16 protein-coding genes are annotated in these 19661 nt (G+C 71.2%); 9 read left to right on the forward strand and 7 right to left on the reverse strand.

Annotated elements, in window-relative coordinates; genetic code table 11:
* Window positions 1-47 precede the first annotated feature (47 nt).
* The 3 genes from FOF48_RS24235 (at window position 48) to FOF48_RS24245 (ending at window position 3469) form a co-directional block, all read left to right on the forward strand.
* A complete protein-coding gene (locus tag FOF48_RS24235) occupies window positions 48-422 on the forward strand; it encodes a response regulator transcription factor (RefSeq protein ID WP_143905161.1) in 375 nt (124 codons plus the stop codon).
* Window positions 423-435: 13 nt separating this feature from the next.
* Window positions 436-1575 (forward strand): TIGR02266 family protein, encoded by a 1140-nt coding sequence (locus FOF48_RS24240; RefSeq protein ID WP_143905162.1) that lies wholly within the window; start codon window positions 436-438, stop codon window positions 1573-1575.
* Between the two features lie 295 nt (window positions 1576-1870).
* Window positions 1871-3469, forward strand: a complete 1599-nt coding sequence (locus tag FOF48_RS24245) for an ATP-binding protein (RefSeq protein WP_143905163.1) — start codon at window positions 1871-1873, stop codon at window positions 3467-3469.
* Window positions 3470-3707: 238 nt separating this feature from the next.
* On the opposite strand, the gene FOF48_RS24250 is transcribed toward FOF48_RS24245, so the two are convergent.
* Together FOF48_RS24250 and FOF48_RS24255 are read right to left on the reverse strand one after the other, a co-directional pair.
* Entirely contained in the window at window positions 3708-4844 is a 1137-nt protein-coding gene (locus FOF48_RS24250; RefSeq protein WP_143905164.1) for a class I SAM-dependent RNA methyltransferase, read from the reverse strand.
* Entirely contained in the window at window positions 4841-7444 is a 2604-nt protein-coding gene (locus FOF48_RS24255; protein ID WP_143905572.1) for a response regulator, read from the reverse strand. Before FOF48_RS24255 ends, FOF48_RS24250 begins: the two co-directional genes overlap by 4 nt.
* Window positions 7445-7843: 399 nt before the next feature.
* Between FOF48_RS24255 and FOF48_RS24260 the strand changes: the two genes are divergently transcribed.
* A complete protein-coding gene (locus FOF48_RS24260; RefSeq protein WP_143905165.1) occupies window positions 7844-8851 on the forward strand; it encodes a fatty acid desaturase family protein in 1008 nt (335 codons plus the stop codon).
* 98 nt (window positions 8852-8949) lie between these two features.
* Here FOF48_RS24260 and FOF48_RS24265 read toward each other — a convergent pair whose 3' ends face one another.
* Complete coding sequence (locus tag FOF48_RS24265) at window positions 8950-9699, reverse strand: 1-acyl-sn-glycerol-3-phosphate acyltransferase (protein WP_143905166.1); 750 nt, start codon at window positions 9697-9699, stop codon at window positions 8950-8952.
* Between the two features lie 245 nt (window positions 9700-9944).
* Between FOF48_RS24265 and FOF48_RS24270 the strand changes: the two genes are divergently transcribed.
* Window positions 9945-10832 (forward strand): oxidoreductase, encoded by an 888-nt coding sequence (locus tag FOF48_RS24270; protein ID WP_143905167.1) that lies wholly within the window; start codon window positions 9945-9947, stop codon window positions 10830-10832.
* A 20-nt stretch (window positions 10833-10852) separates the two neighbouring features.
* Here FOF48_RS24270 and FOF48_RS24275 read toward each other — a convergent pair whose 3' ends face one another.
* From FOF48_RS24275 to FOF48_RS24285, 3 genes are all read right to left on the reverse strand, one after another.
* The gene (locus FOF48_RS24275; protein ID WP_255442601.1) at window positions 10853-11713 is read right to left on the reverse strand and encodes an alpha/beta fold hydrolase; all 861 of its coding nucleotides are present in this window, start codon (window positions 11711-11713) and stop codon (window positions 10853-10855) included.
* Window positions 11714-11856: 143 nt separating this feature from the next.
* Window positions 11857-12696 (reverse strand): SAM-dependent methyltransferase, encoded by an 840-nt coding sequence (locus tag FOF48_RS24280; RefSeq protein WP_255442657.1) that lies wholly within the window; start codon window positions 12694-12696, stop codon window positions 11857-11859.
* 113 nt (window positions 12697-12809) lie between these two features.
* Entirely contained in the window at window positions 12810-13370 is a 561-nt protein-coding gene (locus FOF48_RS24285) for a NifU family protein (RefSeq protein WP_143905169.1), read from the reverse strand.
* Window positions 13371-13569: 199 nt separating this feature from the next.
* Between FOF48_RS24285 and FOF48_RS24290 the strand changes: the two genes are divergently transcribed.
* The 4 genes from FOF48_RS24290 (at window position 13570) to clpA (ending at window position 17909) form a co-directional block, all read left to right on the forward strand.
* Window positions 13570-14010, forward strand: coding sequence for a hypothetical protein (locus FOF48_RS24290; protein WP_143905170.1), 441 nt, complete (start codon window positions 13570-13572; stop codon window positions 14008-14010).
* 65 nt (window positions 14011-14075) lie between these two features.
* Window positions 14076-15236 (forward strand): GNAT family N-acetyltransferase, encoded by a 1161-nt coding sequence (locus FOF48_RS24295; protein WP_143905171.1) that lies wholly within the window; start codon window positions 14076-14078, stop codon window positions 15234-15236.
* A 60-nt stretch (window positions 15237-15296) separates the two neighbouring features.
* Window positions 15297-15623 carry an ATP-dependent Clp protease adaptor ClpS gene (locus FOF48_RS24300; RefSeq protein WP_014399347.1) on the forward strand — a complete coding sequence of 109 codons (327 nt, stop codon included), beginning with the start codon at window positions 15297-15299 and terminating at the stop codon, window positions 15621-15623.
* A 3-nt stretch (window positions 15624-15626) separates the two neighbouring features.
* Window positions 15627-17909, forward strand: a complete 2283-nt coding sequence (gene clpA / locus FOF48_RS24305; protein WP_143905172.1) for an ATP-dependent Clp protease ATP-binding subunit ClpA — start codon at window positions 15627-15629, stop codon at window positions 17907-17909.
* 67 nt (window positions 17910-17976) lie between these two features.
* On the opposite strand, the gene FOF48_RS24310 is transcribed toward clpA, so the two are convergent.
* Window positions 17977-19593 carry a methyl-accepting chemotaxis protein gene (locus FOF48_RS24310; protein WP_143905173.1) on the reverse strand — a complete coding sequence of 539 codons (1617 nt, stop codon included), beginning with the start codon at window positions 19591-19593 and terminating at the stop codon, window positions 17977-17979.
* Window positions 19594-19661: the final 68 nt, after the last annotated feature.

Here is a 19661-nt window from a genome sequence, read left to right on the forward strand (position 1 = left end):
GCATGACGGCCGCGCCCAAACCACGCGTCTTATGTATCCTGCCGCCCATGTCTGGACTGCCAACCCTGCTGCTCGTGGATGACGACAGCTTCGTGCGTCGCATCCTCAAGGACGTCATCGCGGAGACGGGTATCGCCCTGAGACTCCTGGAGGCAGCGGACGGTGAGGAAGGGCTGGCCCTGGCCGCGAAGGAGCAGCCCGCGGTGATGTTCCTGGACCTGTTCATGCCGAAGAAGAGCGGGCTGGAGGTGCTGGGCGCCATCAAGAACGTGTCGCCGGGAACGCGCGTGCTCGTCATCAGCAGCATGGACGCCGAGCCCGTGGTGGAGCAGGCCATCGCCGCGGGGGCGGTGGGCTTCGTCGGCAAACCCTTCCATCCCATGGAGATCGCGTCCGCCATGCGCGAAGCACTCGCGTCCTGACTCCGAGGTCCCCGTGTCGTCATCCGTTGTCGGTTACTGGGTGGGTGATTCGCTCGGCCGCGTCCTGGGCCCCCTCCAGCTGCAAGCCTTCCGAGACCTCATCGCCTCCGGCCGCCTGAAGACGGCCGTGCGCGCGTCGCGCGATGGGACGAACTGGATCCCGCTCCAGGACCTGCCGGAGGTGCGCGACCTGTTCGCCACCGCGGCGCCCACGCCCTCCGCGGAGACCCAGCAGGCCGAGCGTCTGCGCAACCAGCTGCGGGGGCTCTTGCACCTGCCGCCGCACGAGGTCTTCGGACTCAAGCCGAACGCGACGCTCGACGAGTTCCGCACCGCCTTCTTCCGCATGGCGAAGCGCTTCTCGCCGGACCACCTGTCGCCGGACCTGCATCCGGAGCTGCGCCAGGTGTCCGTGGAGATCTTCGACTTCCTCTCGCGGCGGATCCGCGAGGCGGAGACGCTCTACCTCCAAGGCGCGCTGCACCCGGCGCCACCGCCGCCGCCCCGGCTGGACATGGCCGGCGCGCTGCCTCCGGCGCCGCCCGCGTCCCCGCTGCCCTTGAGTGGATCCGCGGTGCCCGCGAGGCCGCCGGCGCTCGTGCCTCCGCCCGCGCCGCCTCCCGCCGCCGCGAGGCCGCCGCCGTTCGTGCCCCCGCCCGCGCCGCCCAGGCCTCCGCCGGTGATGCTGCCCACGTCGCGGCCCGTGGCGCCGCCGCCACCTCCGGCGCCACCTCCGCCGGCTCCCGCGCCGCCTCCGCCAGCGCCCGCGCGGCGCCCCGTGGCGAGCCCCGCGCCTTCGTATTCGAGCGCCGAGTTCGTGGGCCTGGAGCGCCGTTCGGACGACCGGCTGCACGCGGACGTGCGGGTGACGATGAAGAACACGGGCATCTTCACCGACCACCGCATCATCAACCTGTCGTCGGGCGGTCTGTTCATCGGCACGGACCGGCCGCTGCGGCTGGGGACGCAGGTGGAGTTGACGCTGCGCTTCGATGAGCCGGAGCGGGTGATGACCCTGCGCAGCTCCGTCATCTGGGAGAACTCCCTGGAGGACGGCAAGAACCCCCGGGGCTACGGGCTGCGCCTCAGTGCCTTGCGCGCGGAGGAGCGTGACTTCATCCAGCAGTACGTCCGCCGCACGAGGAAGCCCTGATAGGTTCCCGGCGGGGCTTCCAGGCGGGCGTGGCTTCCCGCCTGGACTAGAGCAACTGGCCCAGGAAGACCGCGCTCATCGCCACGAAGGCCACCCACACGGCCATGACGGACTTCAACTCCAGGTCCCTGCGGTCCAACTCGTTCGCGAAGTTCATGGTGTTCTCTCCAGTGATCAACACCTTCCCCCCTCCCTACGGCGCGCGCGCGCGGCGATTGCTTGCGGACCCGCGGCCTCCTGGCGCGAAGCGGCATGTGACCCGGGGAGCGGGCGGTGCCGCGCGTTGGGTGAGGCGATGAGCGCGCCCCTCCCGCCCGCCTCCCTGGACGGCCTGCTGCCGGCGCTGCCGGTGCCGCTGTTCGTGCTGCGGGGCGATCAGATGGTGTTCACCAATGTCGCGCTCCGGACACTGCTGGGCCTGCGCGACGACGAGCTGCCGACGCTCCTGGAGTTCTGCGCGCGCTTCGGGCCGGAGGAGCGCGCGTGGATGGAGCCGATGTGCCAGGCGCTGGCGCGCGGCGAGCCGCCGCCGGACCAACCCGCCTGGGTGCGGGTGCACGGCGCGGACGGACGCACGCACCTGTTGTCGCCGCTCACCGCGCCGGGCCGCGTGCCGGAGGAGCAGCTGGTGCTGCTGCTGGACGCGGAGGGCGGCGACGCGGTGCGCACGCTGTCCACGATGCTGGTGTCCACGTCGGCGGAGCTGCTGCGCTGCCGCGACGAGGCGTCGGTGCTGGAGCTGGCGGTGGAGGCCGTGCACCGTCAGGGCTTCTACGTCTCCGTGATGCTGCTGGAGGGGGACTCCCTGCGCTACGGGCCCATGCGCCAGGAGCCGGAGAGCCTGGCGGCGGCGGAGCGGCTGTATGGGCAGGGCGTGCACGAGGTGCGCCTGCACCGCTCGGGGATGCCGCACCTGACGGACGTGCTCACGCGGCGCAAGGCGGTGTTCCACCCGGACGCGTTCAGCATGGTGCGGAGGCTGCTCCTGCCGGAGGTGGCGGACAGCATCCAGCGCATCTATGCGCCGGGCTCGCGGGCATTGGACGCGCCCATCTTCGTGGGAGATGAGCCGTACGGGGTGCTGGCGGTGCAGTCCACGACGCTGACGCCCGCGAACGCGGGGCCGCTGGAGTTGTTCGCGCAGCTGATAGGCGGGGCGCTGGAGAACGTGCGGCACCACCGGGCGGCGGAGGCGCGGCTCGCGGAGGTGTCCCGCCTGCAGAACGAGCTGGTGGCGAGCGAACGGCTGACGGCGCTGGGCGAGGCCGCGGGCGTCGTGGCCCATGAGGTGCGCAATCCGTTGGGCGCCATCCTGAACACGGTGGCGGTGCTCAAGCGCGAACCGCGGCTGGGGCCCGCGGGGGCCTCCGCGGTGGAGATGTTGGAGGAGGAGGCCATCCGGCTGGAGGACATCGTGCGCGACCTGCTGGACGCGGTGCGCCCGCTGGAGCCTCGGCCGCGTCCCGTGTCCCTGGGGGAGCTGGTGCACCGGGCGCTCGGTCAGCTCCAGGGGCGTCCGGACCTGCCGTCGCCGCGAGTGCTGTTCGACGAGGCGCCGGACGTGCCGGAGCTTCCTGGCGACGAGACGCTGTTGCAGCTGGCGGTGACGCACCTGGTGCGCAACGCCATCCAGGCCTCGCCGTCCGGGGGCACGGTGCGCGTGGCGGTGCGGCGCGTGCCGGAGGGCGTGTCGTTGGGGGTGGAGGACGAAGGCCCGGGCATCGCGGGACTGGATCCGCAGCGCGTCTTCGAGCCCTTCTTCCTCACGCGCGCCAACGGCCGCGGGCTGGGGCTCGCCATCGTGAGGCGCGTGGTGCACGCGCACGGAGGCAAGGTGCGCGCGGGCGCGAGGCCCGAAGGCGGCGCGCGGTTCGAGCTGGTGCTGCCGCTGTAGCCACGGACGCGTGTCCGCGCGAGGCACGCGCGAAGACCGTCGTACGTGACGCGAACTCGCGCGAGGCTCACAGCCCCGCGGCACCGGACTCGCGGAACGCGCGCGCGCGCGAGGTTCGCACGCGCGCCGCTACTCCAGCGTCACGCGATGCGCGCTCGCACAAGCATCCCACGGCCACCGCGGCTCCAGGCTCGCGTGCCGCGCGCTCGCGCGAGGCGCACACGAGCCCCGCCCTCGCTCACGGGCCCGCGAGCAACAACAGGCAGCGCAGGCCGCCGTTCTTCACGGGGATCCGCCGCGCGCCCTGGAGCCCCAGCGCCGACACCAACCTCGGCTCCTCGGGCACGATGAGCGCCTTGCGCCATTCGCGGAACGCGCCGTTCATCGTGGCCCCCAGCGCGCGGTACAGCTCCGGCAGGTCCTCCGCCTCCCCCACCCGCTTTCCGTAGGGCGGATTGGCCACCACCAGCCCGGGCCCTTCCGGCGGCGCCTTCAACGTGCGCAGGTCATGCCGCTCCAGTGTCAGCGTCACACCCGCGCGCTTCGCGTTGCGCCGCGCCGTGCCCAGCGCCCCCGCGTTGAGGTCATACCCCCGCGGCGTCACCCGAGGCTGGACCAGCCCCCGCGCCTCCGCCTCCGCGCGACGCCGCGCCCAGGTCTCCCTGTCGAAGGAGGGGAACGACTGGAACGCGAACGTGCGCAGCAACCCCGGCGCCCGGTGCTGGGACATCCACGCCCCCTCCACCAGGAACGTGCCCGAGCCACACATCGGATCCACCAGCGACATCTCCCCCGTGTAGCCCGCGAGCCGGAGGATGCCCGCCGCCAGCGTCTCGCGCAGGGGCGCGCGCCCCACCTCCTGCCGGTAGCCCCGCTGATGCAGCGGCTCTCCGGACGTGTCCGCGCTCACCGTCCAACGCTCGCCCTCTCCGCGCACCAGCAGCGTGAGCCCCGGGACCGCGCCCTCCTCGTCCAGGTGCCCCGCGCTCGCAATGTCGCGCTGGCCCCAGGCGACGGCCGCGGACTCCAGCACCACGCCCGGCCCCGGCGCCACGGAGCGATGCAGGCTCACCGACAGCCGCAGCGGCGCCTTCCCATCCCAGACGCCTCCCATCGGCAGCGCTTCCAGTCCGCGCACCAGCGCATCCGCCGTGGGCGCCGTGAACGTGCCCAGCCGCAGCAGCACCCGGCTCGCCGTGCGCAGGTGCAGGTTCGCCGTCTGGTGCAGGCCCGCCGGGCCCTCGCACTCGATGCCCCCCTCCGCGCGCCGGAACACGAGGCCCTGCTCGCGCGCCTCCGCCTCCAACGCCGGCTCCAGCCCGGGCAGCGTCGACACGTACACCGCTTCTTCCGTCTGGCTCCTCGCGCCCGTCACGCGGGCTCCTTTCCAGCGACAGCAGGGGACGGCGCTTCCACGGTGGCGGCGCTTCGCAGCGCACGCTCCATCTGCGCCAGGTCATACGGCTTGGGCAGCAAGACCGCGCGCTCCAACCCTGCCCCCGACACCGCGCTCGAATCCCCGGACGCGATGATGATTCGCAGCGCCGGGAAGCGCCTCGCGGCCTCTCGCGCCAGCGCCACGCCGGACCTGCCCGGCAGCGTCACGTCCGTGAAGAGCAGGTCGATGGGCTCCTTCGCCAGCACGTCGCTCGCCGCCTCCGCGGTCTCCACCGCATGCACCGCGTGGCCCAGGTCCGTCATCAGCTCGCACGCCGACTCGCGGATGTCCGCGTCGTCCTCCACCAGGAGGATGCGCAGCGCGTCCTTCACCTCGGGCGACGGGGCGGCGGGCGCGGGCGTCCGCGCCGGCTTCCCCGCCAGCCGCTGCTCGCGGTTGCGCAGGAGCGCGCGGAGCTTCCGGGCCAGGTCCTCGCGCCGGTACGGCTTGGACAACAGGCTCACGCCCGGATCCAACCGGCCGCCGTGCACGATGGCGTTCTCCGTGTAGCCCGACGTGAAGAGCACCTCCAGGTCCGGCAGGTGCGCCTTCGCCTGCCGCGCCAGCTCCGGGCTGCGCACCGGCCCCGGCATCACCACGTCCGTGAAGAGCAGATCCACCGGCAGGCCGCTCTGGATGACCGCGAGCGCGCTCTGCCCGTCGGACGCCTTGAGCACGCGATAGCCCAGCTCCGTCAGCACCTCCACCACCGTGGCCCGCACCGCCGCGTCATCCTCCACCACCAGGATGGTCTCCGTGCCGCCCTCCACCGCCCCGGAGGTGGCGTCCACCGGCTGCACCGCCGCCTGGAAGGTGCGCGGCAGGTAGATTTTCAGCGACGTCCCGTGCCCCACCTCGCTGTAGATCTTCACGTGGCCGCCGGACTGCTTCACGAAGCCATACACCATGCTCAGCCCCAGGCCCGTGCCGCGGCCCTCTGGCTTGGTGGTGAAGAAAGGCTCGAAGGCGCGCGCCATCACCTCCGGCGTCATGCCGGTGCCCGTGTCGGAGATGGCCAGCATCACGTACTGCCCCGCGGTGACCTCCGGGTGCAGCAGCGCGTAGTGGTCATCCAGCATCGCGTTGCCCGCCTCGATGGTCAGCTTGCCCCGGCCGTCCATCGCGTCGCGCGCGTTGATGGCCAGGTTGAGGATGACGTTCTCCAGCTGGTTGCGGTCCACCGACGTGTTCCACAGCCCGCCGGCGATGACCGTCTCCACCTCGACGTCCTCGCCCAGCGCGCGGCGGAGCAGGTCGTCCATGTCACGCACCAGCCGTCCCACGTTGAGCGACGTGGGCGCCAGCGGCTGCCGCCGAGCGAACGCGAGCAGCTGCGAGGACAACCGCGCCCCGCGCTCCACCGCGCCCAGGGCCATCTCCAGCCGCCGCTGCGCGCGGGCATCCCCCACCGTGTCGCGCTGGAGCAGCTGCAGGTTGCCGCTCACCACCTGGAGCAGGTTGTTGAAGTCGTGCGCCACGCCGCCCGTCAGCTTCCCCACCGCCTCCATCTTCTGCGCCTGCAGCAGCGCGGCCTCCGTCTGACGGCGCTCCGCCTCGCTCTCCGCCAGCGCCCGGGTGCGCTCGCGCACCAGCTCCTCCAGGTGCTCGCGGTGGCGTGCCAGCTCCTCCTCCGCCCGCTTCTGCGCCGTCATGTCGTGGCCCTGGACGAAGATGCCGGACACGCTCCCGTCCGCCTCCACCACGGGCTGGTACACCAGGTCCACGAAGGCCTCGCTCAGCGGCCCGCCGGGCTCGCGCTGGACCTCCACCCGCATGCCGTGGCCAATGAAGGGCTCCCCCGTCGTGAAGACCCGGTCCAGCAGCTCGAAGTAGCCCTGCCCCTCCACCTCCGGCAGCGCGTCCCGGACCGTCTTGCCCACCAGCTCCCGGTGGCCCACGAGCTGGAGATAGGCGCGGTTGGCCAGCTCGAACACGTGCCGGGGCCCGCGCAGGGAGCACATGAAGCCCGGAGCCTGTTCGAAGAGGCGGCGCAGGTGCTTGCGTTCATCGTCCAGCGTGCGGTTGGCCTCCTGGACGGCCTGGGCCCGCGCGAACATCCCGCCCAGGAGCTGGACCCCGGGCCCGCCCCCGTCCCGCGAGGGCTCCACGCCGCGCACCGCCTGCTTGAGCCGGTGCACCTCCGTGACGTCCATCGTGTGCTGGAGGATGAAGGCCACCTCGCCCCCCGCGTCCAGCAGGGGCGTGTGCGTGGCGCTCCAGAAGCGGTCCTCCATCACCACGCCCCCGTCTGTCTCTCGGGGCACCCGGTAGGGAATGAGCGCCAGCGTGTCCAGCGCCCGCTCCCTCAACACCCGGAGGAAGGACTCGCGCAGCATCCGCGCGCTGGCGTTGGCGGGGTCGTCCGGGTCATGCGGGAACGCGTCGAAGACGTTTCGCCCGACCAGGTCCTCCAGCCGGCTGGCCGTCACCCGCAGATAGGCCGCGTTCGCCGTCACGTACCTCAGCTCGCGGTCCAGCAGCATGTACGGGTTGGGGGACAGCTCGAAGAGCTTCTGGAAGTCGAAGGGTGCCTGCATCCATTCACCGGGGAGCACGAAAACCTCCCTGTCTTTCCTGGGGCCGCGGGACGCGGAAAGGGCGTTCTTGACCAGTGTACGGACAACACCTCCAACGCAACGCCCAAAAGACCCGAGCCCCCTTCTTCCCGTGCGCCAGCCCCCCTGGAGGGCCGGCTTCTGGAGACCTTTCAACACCTGCTCAACCGCCCAACCGTTTGGGTTTCCACGTCCGTCATGGCTGTAAGTCTGAGCGGGTATTTCAGACCTCACAATTACTGTGATATGAGATTATTACCGCCAAGGCGGTGTAGTCCCACATGAACCGGGGTGCGCGGCAGGGGGTCGCCTTGGGTGGGGGAGGGATGAACCTCCCGGCCTCCCGCCAGAGCGCTCGCGCCCGGCAGGAGGTCTGTCCCAATGCTTGCCGTCCCAGAACAGCCGTCGCTGGATGACTCGGAAGCGGTCACCTCTCGCGTGTTCGACAGAAAGGCGGTGACTGGCACCGTCCGGGAGTTGTCGGTCGTGGGCAACATCCGGGGGCTGTGGGCCGCGACCCGCCAATGGCTCATCATCGCGTTGGCCGTGGCGTTCGTGGTGCAGGTGGACCGGTGGTGGGCGTGGGTGCTGGCCGCGGTGGTCATCTCCTCACGTCAGCACGCGCTGTTGAGCCTGGTGCACGAAGCCTCTCACTACCACCTGCACAACCACCGCGGGTTCAACGACTTCATGGCGGATGTGCTCTGCGCGTTCCCCATGAACATCACCACGGCGGGCTACCGCAAGGAGCACGCGGAGCACCACCGCTTCGTCAACACGCCGAAGGACCCCTACTGGCGCACGGCGCAGCGCGACGCCGCGTGGATGTTCCCGCGCACCCGCTGGAGCACGGCGCGGGTGCTCCTGGGGGACCTGGTGGGCATCTTCACCCTGTCCCACGTGCGCATCATGATTCCCTGGTCCTATACAGGGCGCGCGCTGGGCAAGGGCGGTCCGCCGCCCTCACGCGCGGAGCACCTCCGGTACGCGCTGTGGATGGGCGGCTTCATCACGTTCCTCACGCTCACCGGAGGCTGGCTGCACTACCTCCTCCTGTGGTCGGTGCCGTCGCTGACGCTGATGATGGTGGCGTTCCGCATCCGCGCGGTGGTGGAGCACCCCTTCACCCCGGCCACCCCCGACGAGACGCACGAGACGCGGGACGTGGAGTCCGCCACGTGGCTGGAGCGCTTCTTCATCGCGCCCTTCAACGCGAACTACCACCTGTCCCATCACCTCTTCCCGTCGGTGCCCTACTACCACCTGCCCGCGCTGCACGAGCGGCTCAAGGGGACGGCCCTCTACCGCCCTGGGGAGAATCATTTCCAGACGTACCTGGGCGGAGAGAAGAGCGCGTGGCGTTTCCTCACGTCAGCCGCCAGGGATTGAGTCCGGCGGTCCGTTGTCCGTGAGGGATTGAAGAGACGCAGGGCCTGCTCCTGAAGGCGCGCATGTGGCGCCTCCAGGGACAGGCTTCTGTCCTCTCATCAAGCCGAAGGGGGCACGGCCGAGGGCGCTCCCGGGGACGCGGCCGGTTCGGGGCTCGCGGCGTAGACGCCCCGGTACTCCGGCGGGAGGAGCGCGGCCACGCGGTGCATCATCGCGTCCACCAACGCCTGACGCGCGTCGGAGGCGCCGGCCAGCTCCGGCTCCAGGTCCTCCATGCGGAAGGCGGGCCCGAAGGTCACGGTGACGTCCGCCTTGAACAGGCGCTCGCCCCCCATGTCGGAGTCGTTGATGGGCATCAGCTTCTCGGTGCCCGTCAGCGCCACCGGGACGATGGGCACCCCGGCGCGCTTGGCGATGAGGCCCACGCCCTTCTTCGCCTGCAACAGCCCCGCGGAGCGGCTGCGGCCCCCCTCCGGGAAGATGAGCACCGACTGGCCGCCCTTGAGCAGCTCCACGCAGCGGCGCAGCGCTTCGATGTCCGGCGAGTTGGGCGTGATGTCGATGGTGTCCATCGTCTCCGCCGCCAGCCGCGTCATCACCGTGCCGTGCAGCTTCACACCCGCCAGGAAGACGACCCGCCGCGGACGCAGCGCGCGGTAGAGCGTGAAGCCGTCCGCGTTGGACAGGTGGTTGCAGATGAAGAGGCAGGGGCCCGGGGGCAGGTCCTTCAGGCCATGGACCTTCACGCGGGACAGCGTGCCCCACACGGCGTGCATCAGCCCGCGCACGATGTGCCGGCGGGGCCGGCGGGGCATCAGCGACATCAAGGCGAATAACAGTCGAAGCACGGCCGGCCCACGTCCTTTCCCGGTTCCCCCGTGGCGACACGGGGCGCGATGGCGAGACGTCCTCTCGCAGATGTAGTCCTGCCCCCCGGGGAGGGTCAGCGCCTGTCGGGCGGCGCCGCGCTGCCTGTCCGCCCATCCGTCATCCAGCCAACGTCGTATCATCCCCGGAGCCAGGGAGGGGACCGAGTGGGCGCGCGCGAGCCCGGCCGCGCGGCCCCCGTACCCCGCGTGTTATGGGGAACGCCATGAGCGTTGAAGCCACGCCTTCCCGCGCCAAGCGGCCTGTCGAGTACGAGGCCACCGTCACCGAAGTGCGGATGGAAACGCACGACACGGCGACCCTGCTGTTGGACCTGGGCCCGGGGCCGCTCGACTACAAGGCGGGCCAGTTCCTCAACATCGACCCGCATCAGTTCCCGGCGCTCGCCCACCAGTGCGCCTATCTGCAGGAGCAGAAGGGGCGCAAGGAGCCGGCGCGCTCGTACTCGCTCGCCTCCGCGCCGCACGAGCCGCGCGTGGCCATCACGGTGAAGGACGAGGAGTTCCTCCCCGGCATCACCCGCTACCCGCCGCTGCTGTCGCCGCTGCTGGTGCACGGCCGGCTCACCGGCGCGCGCGTGAAGGTCACGGGCTTCATGGGGCCGTACGTGCTGCCGGACGACGTGACCGAACGCACGGACCACGTCCTGCACGTGGTGGCGGGCTCCGGCGCCGTGCCCAACTTCGCCATCGTGAAGGACTCGCTGCACCGGGGCCTGAAGCTGCGCCACACGTTCCTCGCGTCCAACAAGACCTGGGGGGACATCCTCTACCGCGAGGAGCTGGCCGCCCTGGAGCGCGCCTCGCCGGACCGCGTGCGCGTGGTGCACACGCTCACGCGCGAGACGGATGAGGCGAAGTATGGCCCCCAGGTGCGCAAGGGCCGCGTCGGAGAGGCGCTCCTGCACGAGCTGGTGCCGGACCGCGACACCTGCCTCGTCTACGTGTGCGGCCCCGCCATCACGCCCTGGGACCGGCGAAAGGCGCTGGAGACGCGCACGCCGGCCACCCCGCGCTTCATGGAGGCGGTGCTCGGCCACCTGCACGCGCTGGACATCCCGGACAAGCGCATCAAGCGCGAGGCGTACGGCTGACGCCCCACGCGCAAGGTGGCTCAGAGCTCAGGGGCACTGCCCGGGTCCACGGGCCCCAGGGCGTCGAGGAACGCGAGCACGCGCTCGGCCGTCTCGCGCGGCTTCTCCATCGGGAACAGGTGTGAGGCGAGCGGCAGCTCCTCCACCTTCGTGCGGGGCATCTCCTGCTCCGCCCGCGCCAGCGCCTCCGGCAGGAGCGTGTCGGAGCGCTCGCCGCGCAGCACCAGCGTGGGCGCCGCGTTGGCGCGGATGAGCCTCCAGGGGTCCGCGGGGAAGGTCTCGAAGATGCGGGCCTCCCACTCGCGCGGGAAGCGCAGCCGGAAGTCGCCCGCGTCCGCCGGCACGAGCCCGTGGGTGATGTAGTCGTTGAAGCAGTCCGCGTCCCAGTCGCGGAACAGCCTGCGCTGCCGGTAGGCGGTGGCCGCCTCCTCGCGCGTCGCCCACCGCTCCCGCCGCCGCCGGGCGCCCTGCACGATGGCGGTGCGGTCCATGCGGCCCAGCGCCTTCATCAGGCGCACGCCCCACGCGCGCGGCCCGGTGACGAGCACGGGATCCAACGCGACGACGGCGCGGAACAGGCCCGGGTTCGCGGCGGACGCCATCAGCGTGCTCGTGCCGCCCACGCTGTGGCCCACGCCCAGCACGCCGGAGCGTCCCCGGAGCTGGAGCTCGCGCGCGAGGTCGTCGCCCAGCTCCTGCCAGGTCGTGAGCGCCTCCGGCGCCTGGTCCGGCGTCAGCGGCCGCGTGCGCAGCGACACCACGTGGTAGCGGGTCGCGAGCCGCGCGAAGAGCTTCCGGTACGTCTCCGGAGGAAAACCGTTCGCGCAAGCGAAGTGCAGCAGCGGACCGCTCCCGCCCCAGTCATCCAGCTCCAAGGCCATGCCCCCTTCCATCGACAGCGCCCGGCGCGCTCCAGAACGCCAGGCCCTCCCACCGGATTCCGGGGGAAGGCCTCCGGGACTCGCGCGCACGCGAACCGTGTCCAGCGCCGGTCCACTCCGAGACGAACCTCCGTCCCGTGGGATTAGACACCGTTCCCCGGGCTGGGGGTTCCCTCCGGCACCGACGTCTGCGCGCCCATGGGCCCTGACGCGCCCACGTCGTCCGACACGAGTCCGGGCGCGTCATCCTCCGCGCCGCCACCGGCCGCGGGCGTGATGCCCAGCAGCCGCGTCAGCCGGGGCTGCACCCCCGTCTCCGCCAGCAGCGCCTGGAGCTGGAGCCGCGCCCGCCGGTTGTCCCGGTGCACGCGCCGCCCGAGGATGAGCTCGTTCTTCAGCGAGTGCTCCCACCCGGTCAGCTCCGTCACCGTCACCTGGTAGCCGAACGCCTCCAGCGTCAGCGCGCGGATGACGTTCGTCAGGTGCGAGCCGAACTCACGCCGGTGCCAGGGGTGCTGGAAGAGCAGCGACATGGAGCCCGCCGGCTTCGCGCGCTTCTCCTTCAGCTGCGCGGCGACCTCCGCCTGACAGCACGGCACCACCGCCACGTGGTCCGCGCCGTGCCGGATGGCCGCCACCAGCGCGTCATCCGTGGCCGTGTCGCACGCGTGCAGCGCCATCAGCACGTGGAGCCGCTCCGGGTACTCCGCCGCGTCGATGTGCGCCGTCTGGAAGCGCATCCGGTCGAAGCGCAGCCGCTCGGCGCGGCCCTTCGCGCGCTCGGTCAGCTCCGGCCGGCCTTCGATGGAGAGCAGCTCGCCGCCCGCCGCGTCCTTGAGGAACAGCTCGTAGACGACGAAGCCCAGGTACGCGTTGCCGCTGCCCGCGTCCACCACCAGGGGGTTGGCGTGGCGGGCCTGCACATCCTCCATCGCCGGGCGCAACAGGCCCACCAGGTGGTTGACCTGCTTGAGCTTGCGCAGCGCATCCGCGTTGAGGTGTCCCTCGCGCGTGAGCAGGTGCAGCTCCCGCAGGAGCGCGGGGGACTGGTCCGGAAGCAGCTCCTTGCGGACCTGGGGCGCCTTGACGTTGCGTCTCAGACGGACACCACTTCCGTGACCTCGGGAATCATCTCCCGGAGCCGGCCCTCGATGCCCATCTTCAGCGTCGCCGTGGACGACGGGCAGCCCGCGCACGAGCCCTTCATGTGCAGGTAGACGATGCCGTCCTCGAAGCGGTCCAGCGTGATGTCACCGCCGTCCTGGGCCACCGCCGGGCGGATCTCCTCGTCCAGGATGACCTGGATGCGCTGCTCCACGGTGCCGTCCGCCGACACCGTCTGGCGCGCCGCCGCGATCGCCGCCTCGTCCACCACCGGCAGGCCTTCGCTCAGGTGCGTGTCCAGCGTGGACATCACGGAGTCGTTGAGCTCGTCCCACTCCCCCGACTCGCCCTTGGTCACGGTGACGAAGTTCGTGCCCAGCATCACCGCCGTCACGCCCTGGATGTCCATCAGCCGGAGCGCCAGGGGCGATTTGGCCTGCGCTTCGTCCCGGTTGGTGAAGTTCACCGCGCCACCGCCCAGCAGCTTGCGGTCCACCACGTACTTCAGCGTGCTGGGGTTGGGGGTCCACTCGAGCTGGATGTTCACTGACATGCGTGTTCTCCCTACGAAAGTCCGCTTCCTCTAAAGGGCGCCGGGCCCCATAGCAACCTGTCCGGCCGTCAGGCAAACGCCCCGCGACCTTCATTCACTCCGGATGGAGCCCGGCCCGCCGCCGGTGTAAGACACCAGGCCCGTCCATTTCCGGCCCGGGCCCCTCCTTCCCCTGCCCTGCTGGCGAGGACCCACCCCCATGCCCTTCCCGCCGCGCCTCGCCCACCTCGCCACCAAGGCCGTGGTGGTGGCCAAGCTGGGCCCCACCTACGCCGAAGCCCACCGGCTGGACGCCGAGGAGTCCGCCCAGCGCCTCTCCAGCGCCCTCGCCGGTCCCCTGCTGACCTCCCTGCTGGAGGCCACCTGGACGCAGATGCTCGGGAGCACGAAACGTCTCAAGGAAGAAGGCCTCCTGGAGAAGGTGGCCGCCACCTTGAGCGACCGGCCCCAGCGGCCGGGCAAGGTCGCCTCCCTGACGCCTGGCTGGAGCGCCTTCCTCGTCCTGGTGGACCTGGAGGTGGGCACCGCCAGCGACGCCGCGCGCCGGGTGATGGAGTCCGACGAGGGCCGCAAGCGCGCCGCCGCCGGGCTCACGGAGGTCGCGGGCTTCCTCGCCCATGAGCTGACGCGCGGGAAGTAGGGGGCGTCCGGGCGGGCGTGGCGGCAGCCGCCACCCGCCGTTATAGGCTGGCGTTCGCCACGTCCATGTCCGCCCCGCTCCCCACCACGCTGCGCCTGCTCACGTCCATCACCGACGTCCCCGCGTCGGCCTGGGACGCGCTCGTGGACCCGGCGTCGGTGCCGTTCCTGGAGTGGGGCTTCCTCGCGGCGCTCGAGGAGAGCGGCTGCGCGGTGCCCGAGCGCGGCTGGCACCCGCGCCACCTCACCCTGTGGCGGGGCTCGCGCCTCATCGCCGCCGCGCCCGCGTACCTCAAGGATGACAGCCGCGGCGAGTTCGTCTTCGACGCCGCCTGGGCCACCGCGGCGGAGCGCGCGGGCCTGCGCTACTACCCCAAGCTGGTCCTCGCCGTCCCCTTCACGCCGGCCACCGGCCGCCGCGTGCTGGTGGCCCCCGGGGAAGACCGGCCGTCGCGCGAGGCGGAGCTGTACGACGCCGCCCTGGAGTACGCGCGCGCCGAGGGCATCTCCAGCGTCCACGTCCTCTTCCCCACCCCGGAGGAGCTGCCGGTGCTGGAGGCGCAGGGCTACGCCGTCCGCCTGGGAGTGCAGTACCTGTGGCGCGACGCGGGCTACCGGACGTTCGAGGACTTCCTCGGCCGCTTCCACTCCAAGCGGCGGCACCAGATCCAGCGCGAGCGGCGCGCGCCGCGGGCCCAGGGCATCACCCTGCGCACGCTCCGGGGCGAGGCCCTGGAGGAGCTGGACGCGGCGAGCGCGTACCAGCTCTACCGCTCCACGGTGGACCGCTACCCGTGGGGCGTGCGCTCCCTGACGGAGGACTTCTTCGCCCGCCTGCTCGCCCGGTTCAGCCACCGGTGCGAGTTCGTGGAGGCCCGGCGGGAAGGCCGGCGCGTGGCGGGGGCGTTCAACTTCACCGGGCCGCGCACGCTGTTCGGCCGTTATTGGGGGGCGTTGGAGGAACACCCGTTCCTGCACTTCAACGTGTGCCTCTATCACCCGGTGGAGGACTGCATCGCGCGGGGGCGCGAGCGCTTCGAGCCCGGGGCCGGCGGCGAGCACAAGCTCACCCGGGGTTTCGAGCCGCACCTCACGTACAGTGCGCATCTGTTCCTCCACCCCGGGCTGGACCGGGCGGTGCGCGGCTTCCTGGCGCACGAGCGGGCGGCCGTGGAGAGCGGCCTGCCGTTGTGGTGGGCGGAGACGGGTTTCAAGGAGCGGACCTGAGCGGTTCCCGTCAGGCCCGCCACAGGTTCGCGAAGCGAAGGCAAGGGAGTCCGCAAGCCCATGGCGCAGAAGCACCAACACGATGACGGCCAGGTCGTCACGGAGGCCGTCCCCAAGCAGAAGCTGAAGAGGCCGACCCTCTACAAGGTCCTCCTGCACAACGACAACTACACCACGCGTGAGTTCGTCGTCGCCGTGCTCAAGGAGATCTTCCACAAGTCGGAGACGGATGCCGTGCAGATCATGATGCACGTTCATTACAACGGCATCGGAGTGGCGGGCGTTTATACCTACGACGTCGCCGAGACGAAGCTCAAGACAGTGGAGGCCGCGGCGCGGGACAACGGGTTCCCCCTGCGGCTGTCCATGGAACCCGAGGAAGGCTGAACCGTGGCAGGACCATCGATTGCCAAAGAATTGCAGGCCAGCTTCCGCACCGCGCTCGACGAGGCGCGGAAGATGCGCCACGAGTACCTGACGCTGGAGCACCTGCTCCTGGCCCTCACCCGTGACTCGCGCACCCGCGAGGTGCTCAAGGGCTGCGGCGCGAACGTCAAGCGCCTGCAGGAGAACCTGGTCTCCTTCCTGGAGGAGACGGTCGAGCGGCTGCCCGACGACGTGGACGCCGAGCCGCAGCAGACCATTGGCGTGGAGCGCGTGCTCCACCGCGCCGCCATGCACGCCCTGTCCGCCGAACAGAAGTACATCGACGGGGGCGACGTGCTGGTCGCCATGTTCCGCGAGGAGGAGAGCCACGCGCTCTACCTGCTCCAGCAGGAGGGCGTCACCCGCCTGGACCTGCTCAACTTCATCTCCCACGGCGTCAGCAAGGACGGCGAGTCCGACGGCGACAGCCGCGCCGCGCCCGCGGGGGACGACGAGGACGGCGAGTCCCAGCGCAAGAGCCCGCTGGAGGCGTACGCCATCCAGCTCAACACCGAGGCCAAGGCGGGCCGCATCGACCCGCTCATCGGCCGCGACAAGGAGCTGGAGCGCACCATCCAGGTGCTCTGCCGCCGCCGCAAGAACAACCCGCTCTACGTGGGTGAGGCCGGCGTGGGCAAGACGGCCATCGCGGAGGGCCTGGCGCTCCACATCACCGAGGGCCGCGTCCCCGCCGCGCTGAAGGACGCCGTCGTCTACTCGCTGGACATGGGCGCTCTGCTCGCGGGCACCAAGTTCCGCGGCCAGTTCGAGGAGCGCCTGAAGGGCGTGCTCAAGGCGCTCCAGGAGCTGCCCGACGCCATCCTCTTCATCGACGAGATCCACACCATCGTCGGCGCGGGGGCGACGAGCGGCGGCTCCATGGACGCGTCCAACCTGCTCAAGCCCGCGCTGGCCTCGGGCCGGCTGCGCTGCATCGGCTCCACGACGTTCCAGGAGTTCAAGGCGTCCTTCGAGCGCGACCGCGCCCTCTCCCGCCGCTTCCAGAAGATTGAAGTGGATGAGCCCAGCGTGGAGGACACCGTCAAGGTCCTGGAGGGGCTGCGCAGCCGCTACGAGGAGCACCACCACGTGAAGTACGGCGAGGGGGCGCTCCAGGCGGCGGCGGAGCTGGCGGCCAAGCACATCAACGACCGCTTCCTGCCGGACAAGGCCATCGACGTCATCGACGAGGCGGGCGCCGCGGAGCGGCTCAAGCCAGAGGGCGTGCGCACGGGCGTCGTCAGCGCGCACGACGTGGAGCAGGTCGTCTCCAAGATGGCGAAGATTCCGGCCAAGAGCGTGTCCGCCAGCGAGGGCGTCCAGATCCAGAACCTGGACAAGGAGCTCAAGGGCGTCATCTACGGGCAGGACAAGGCCATCGAGGAGATGGTGGGCGCCATCAAGCTGTCGCGCTCCGGCCTGCGCGCGCCGGAGAAGCCCATTGGCAGCTTCCTCTTCTCCGGCCCCACGGGCGTGGGCAAGACGGAGCTGGCGAAGCAGCTGGCGCACAGCCTGGGCGTGGAGTTCCTGCGCTTCGACATGAGCGAGTACTCCGAGAAGCACACGGTGAGCCGGCTCATCGGCGCGCCCCCGGGCTACGTGGGCTTCGACCAGGGCGGCCTGCTCACGGACGCCGTGCGCAAGCACCCGTACGCGGTGCTGGTGCTGGATGAAATCGAGAAGGCCCACCCGGACCTCTTCAACATCCTGCTCCAGGTGATGGACCACGCGACCCTCACGGACAACAACGGCCGCAAGGCGGACTTCCGCAACATCATCCTCATCCTGACCACGAACGCGGGCGCGCAGGAGATGAGCACCAAGGCCATGGGCTTCGGCGACACCAGCGTCGTGGTGGACGGCTCGCGGGCGAAGAAGGCCATCGAGCGCACGTTCACGCCGGAGTTCCGCAACCGCCTGGACGGCTGGATTCTCTTCTCCGGCCTGCCCCCGGAGGTCATCCTCAAGGTCGTGGACAAGGAAGTGCGCCTGCTCCAGAAGGTGCTCGACGAGAAGAAGGTCACGCTGTCGCTCACGCCCGCCGCCCGCGCGTGGCTGGCCGAGCACGGGTACGACCCGGCCTTCGGCGCGCGCCCCATGGCGCGGCTCGTGGACAACACCCTCAAGAAGCCGCTCGCGGAGGCCCTGCTGTTCGGCTCGCTCAAGAGCGGCGGCGTGGCCCGCTTCGACGTGGTGGACGACGCGCTGAAGCTCCAGGCCGAGGCCACCGAGGCCGTGCCGGCGTAACGACGGCGCGGCGCGCTGGAAGCACCGCAGGCCCCGGGCCCCATCCATGGGACTCGGGGCCTTCGCGTCACTCCTTCTTCGCCTCCACCTTGTACGCGCCCACGGCGCTGGAGAGCTGCTCGGAGATGATTTGGAGCGTGGTGGCCGCCTCGCCCGTGGAGCCGATGCGGGCCACGGTGTCGTCCATCATCCGGGACAGGTCATTCACCGCCAGGGTGATTTGATTGATGCCCACGTTCTGCTGGTTCACCGCGGCGGCGATCTGCCGGACGGCGGCGGCGTTGTCCTGGACGATGGAGGACAGCTCGCGCAGGTTCTGCCCGCTGTCGCGCACCTGCGCCAGGCCCGCCTCCATGCGCTCCGCGCCGCGCTCGGTGATGCGCACCGCGGCGGTGACGGAGTTGGCGATGTCGTCCAGCAGCTCCCGCACCCGCGTGGTCGCCTGGATGGACTGGTCCGCCAGGGCGCGGATTTCACGCGCCACCACGCTGAAGCCCTTGCCGTGCTCACCGGAGCGCACCGCTTCGATGGCCGCGTTGAGCGCGAGCATGTTGGACTGGTCCGCCAGGTCCTTCACCGTCTGGGTGATGCCGCCAATCTGACGGGTGCGCTCGCCCAGCTCGAGGATCTTCTCCGCGATCTCCCCCACCTGCGCGCGGATGGCGTTGAGGCCCGCCATCGTCTGCTCGATGGAGGCCTCGCCCGCCTTGGCCAGCAGGTCCGCGCGCTCGGCGACGTTGAGCACGCTCTCCGCCTTCTGCGCGGCCAGCGTGGAGGTCTGCTTTATCTCCTGCGCCGTCACCTGCGTCTCCTGGAGCGCGGCGGCCTGGCGGGAGATGGTCTGCGCCTGCTCCGTGGAGGAGGCGTTGAGGTGGTCCGTGGACTGGGTGAGCGCGGAGGCGGCGTGCTGGAGGTTGAGCGTCACCTCGCGCAGCTTGCCCACCATCTGCGAGAAGGAGTGGGACAGCCGCCCCACCTCGTCGGTGCCGCGCACCTGGATGGGGCGGGTGAGGTCCCCGGACGCCACGATGTGGCCCGCCACCGACGTGAGCTGCGCCAGCGGCCGCACGATGCTCCGGCCGAACAGCGCCGCCAGCACCACGCCCGCCACCTCCAGCAGCAGCGCGAACAGCAGCATGTTCCAGCGCAGCGCCCCCACCTTCGCGTCGATGTACTCGCGCGCCATGCCCACGTGCACGGTGCCCAGCCGCCCCTCCGCCACGGCCGCCGCGACGTCCAGGGCGACCAGCGTCTTGCCCCCGCGCGACAGCCGCACCTCCGGGATGACGCGGGTCCGGTCGCGGCCCGGCGCGGCCTGCGCCTCCGTGGCGACCTTCAGCGCCTCCGGGAAGGGGCCCTTGAAGGAGTGCACCAGCACGTAGCCGGTGGGGTCCAGGATGAAGATGTAGGCCAGGTCGTCGCGCTCGCGGAACGCCTCCAGGAGCGGCTGGAGCGACCCCATGCCCGCGGACACGCCCTGCTCCGCCGCGATGGCCAGGCTCAGCGCCACGGCCTCGCCCTCGCTCGCGTGGCGGTCCTCCAGGTTCGCCTCCAGCTGCCGGGTGGCGATGCTGGTGAGGATGAGGGCCACGGAGGCGCTGATGACCGCCGTGACGAGCACGAACTTCGGCGCGAGCCCAAGCCCACGCAGGAACGAGACGGGGAGCGCGGCGGACGGCTTCAAGTGAACACTCCCGGGGTGGCATCTTCCGTGGGCCGACCGTCGACCACCCGACGCCAGGGACAACGCGG

Origin of the sequence: Corallococcus sp. Z5C101001 (assembly GCF_007352635.1) — a bacterium.
GTDB classification, from domain to species: domain Bacteria; phylum Myxococcota; class Myxococcia; order Myxococcales; family Myxococcaceae; genus Corallococcus; species Corallococcus silvisoli.

Excerpts from the sequence above, each read along its gene's own strand:
- FOF48_RS24290 (WP_143905170.1), top strand. The coding sequence starts at position 13,570 with ATGCCCTTCCCGCCGCGCCTCGCCCACCTCGCCACCAAGGCCGTGGTG.
- FOF48_RS24260 (WP_143905165.1), top strand. The coding sequence starts at position 7,844 with ATGCTTGCCGTCCCAGAACAGCCGTCGCTGGATGACTCGGAAGCGGTC.
- FOF48_RS24300 (WP_014399347.1), top strand. The coding sequence starts at position 15,297 with ATGGCGCAGAAGCACCAACACGATGACGGCCAGGTCGTCACGGAGGCC.
- FOF48_RS24235 (WP_143905161.1), top strand. The coding sequence starts at position 48 with ATGTCTGGACTGCCAACCCTGCTGCTCGTGGATGACGACAGCTTCGTG.
- FOF48_RS24270 (WP_143905167.1), top strand. The coding sequence starts at position 9,945 with ATGAGCGTTGAAGCCACGCCTTCCCGCGCCAAGCGGCCTGTCGAGTAC.
- FOF48_RS24255 (WP_143905572.1), bottom strand. The coding sequence starts at position 7,444 with ATGCAGGCACCCTTCGACTTCCAGAAGCTCTTCGAGCTGTCCCCCAAC.
- FOF48_RS24275 (WP_255442601.1), bottom strand. The coding sequence starts at position 11,713 with ATGGCCTTGGAGCTGGATGACTGGGGCGGGAGCGGTCCGCTGCTGCAC.
- FOF48_RS24285 (WP_143905169.1), bottom strand. The coding sequence starts at position 13,370 with ATGTCAGTGAACATCCAGCTCGAGTGGACCCCCAACCCCAGCACGCTG.
- FOF48_RS24295 (WP_143905171.1), top strand. The coding sequence starts at position 14,076 with ATGTCCGCCCCGCTCCCCACCACGCTGCGCCTGCTCACGTCCATCACC.
- FOF48_RS24245 (WP_143905163.1), top strand. The coding sequence starts at position 1,871 with ATGAGCGCGCCCCTCCCGCCCGCCTCCCTGGACGGCCTGCTGCCGGCG.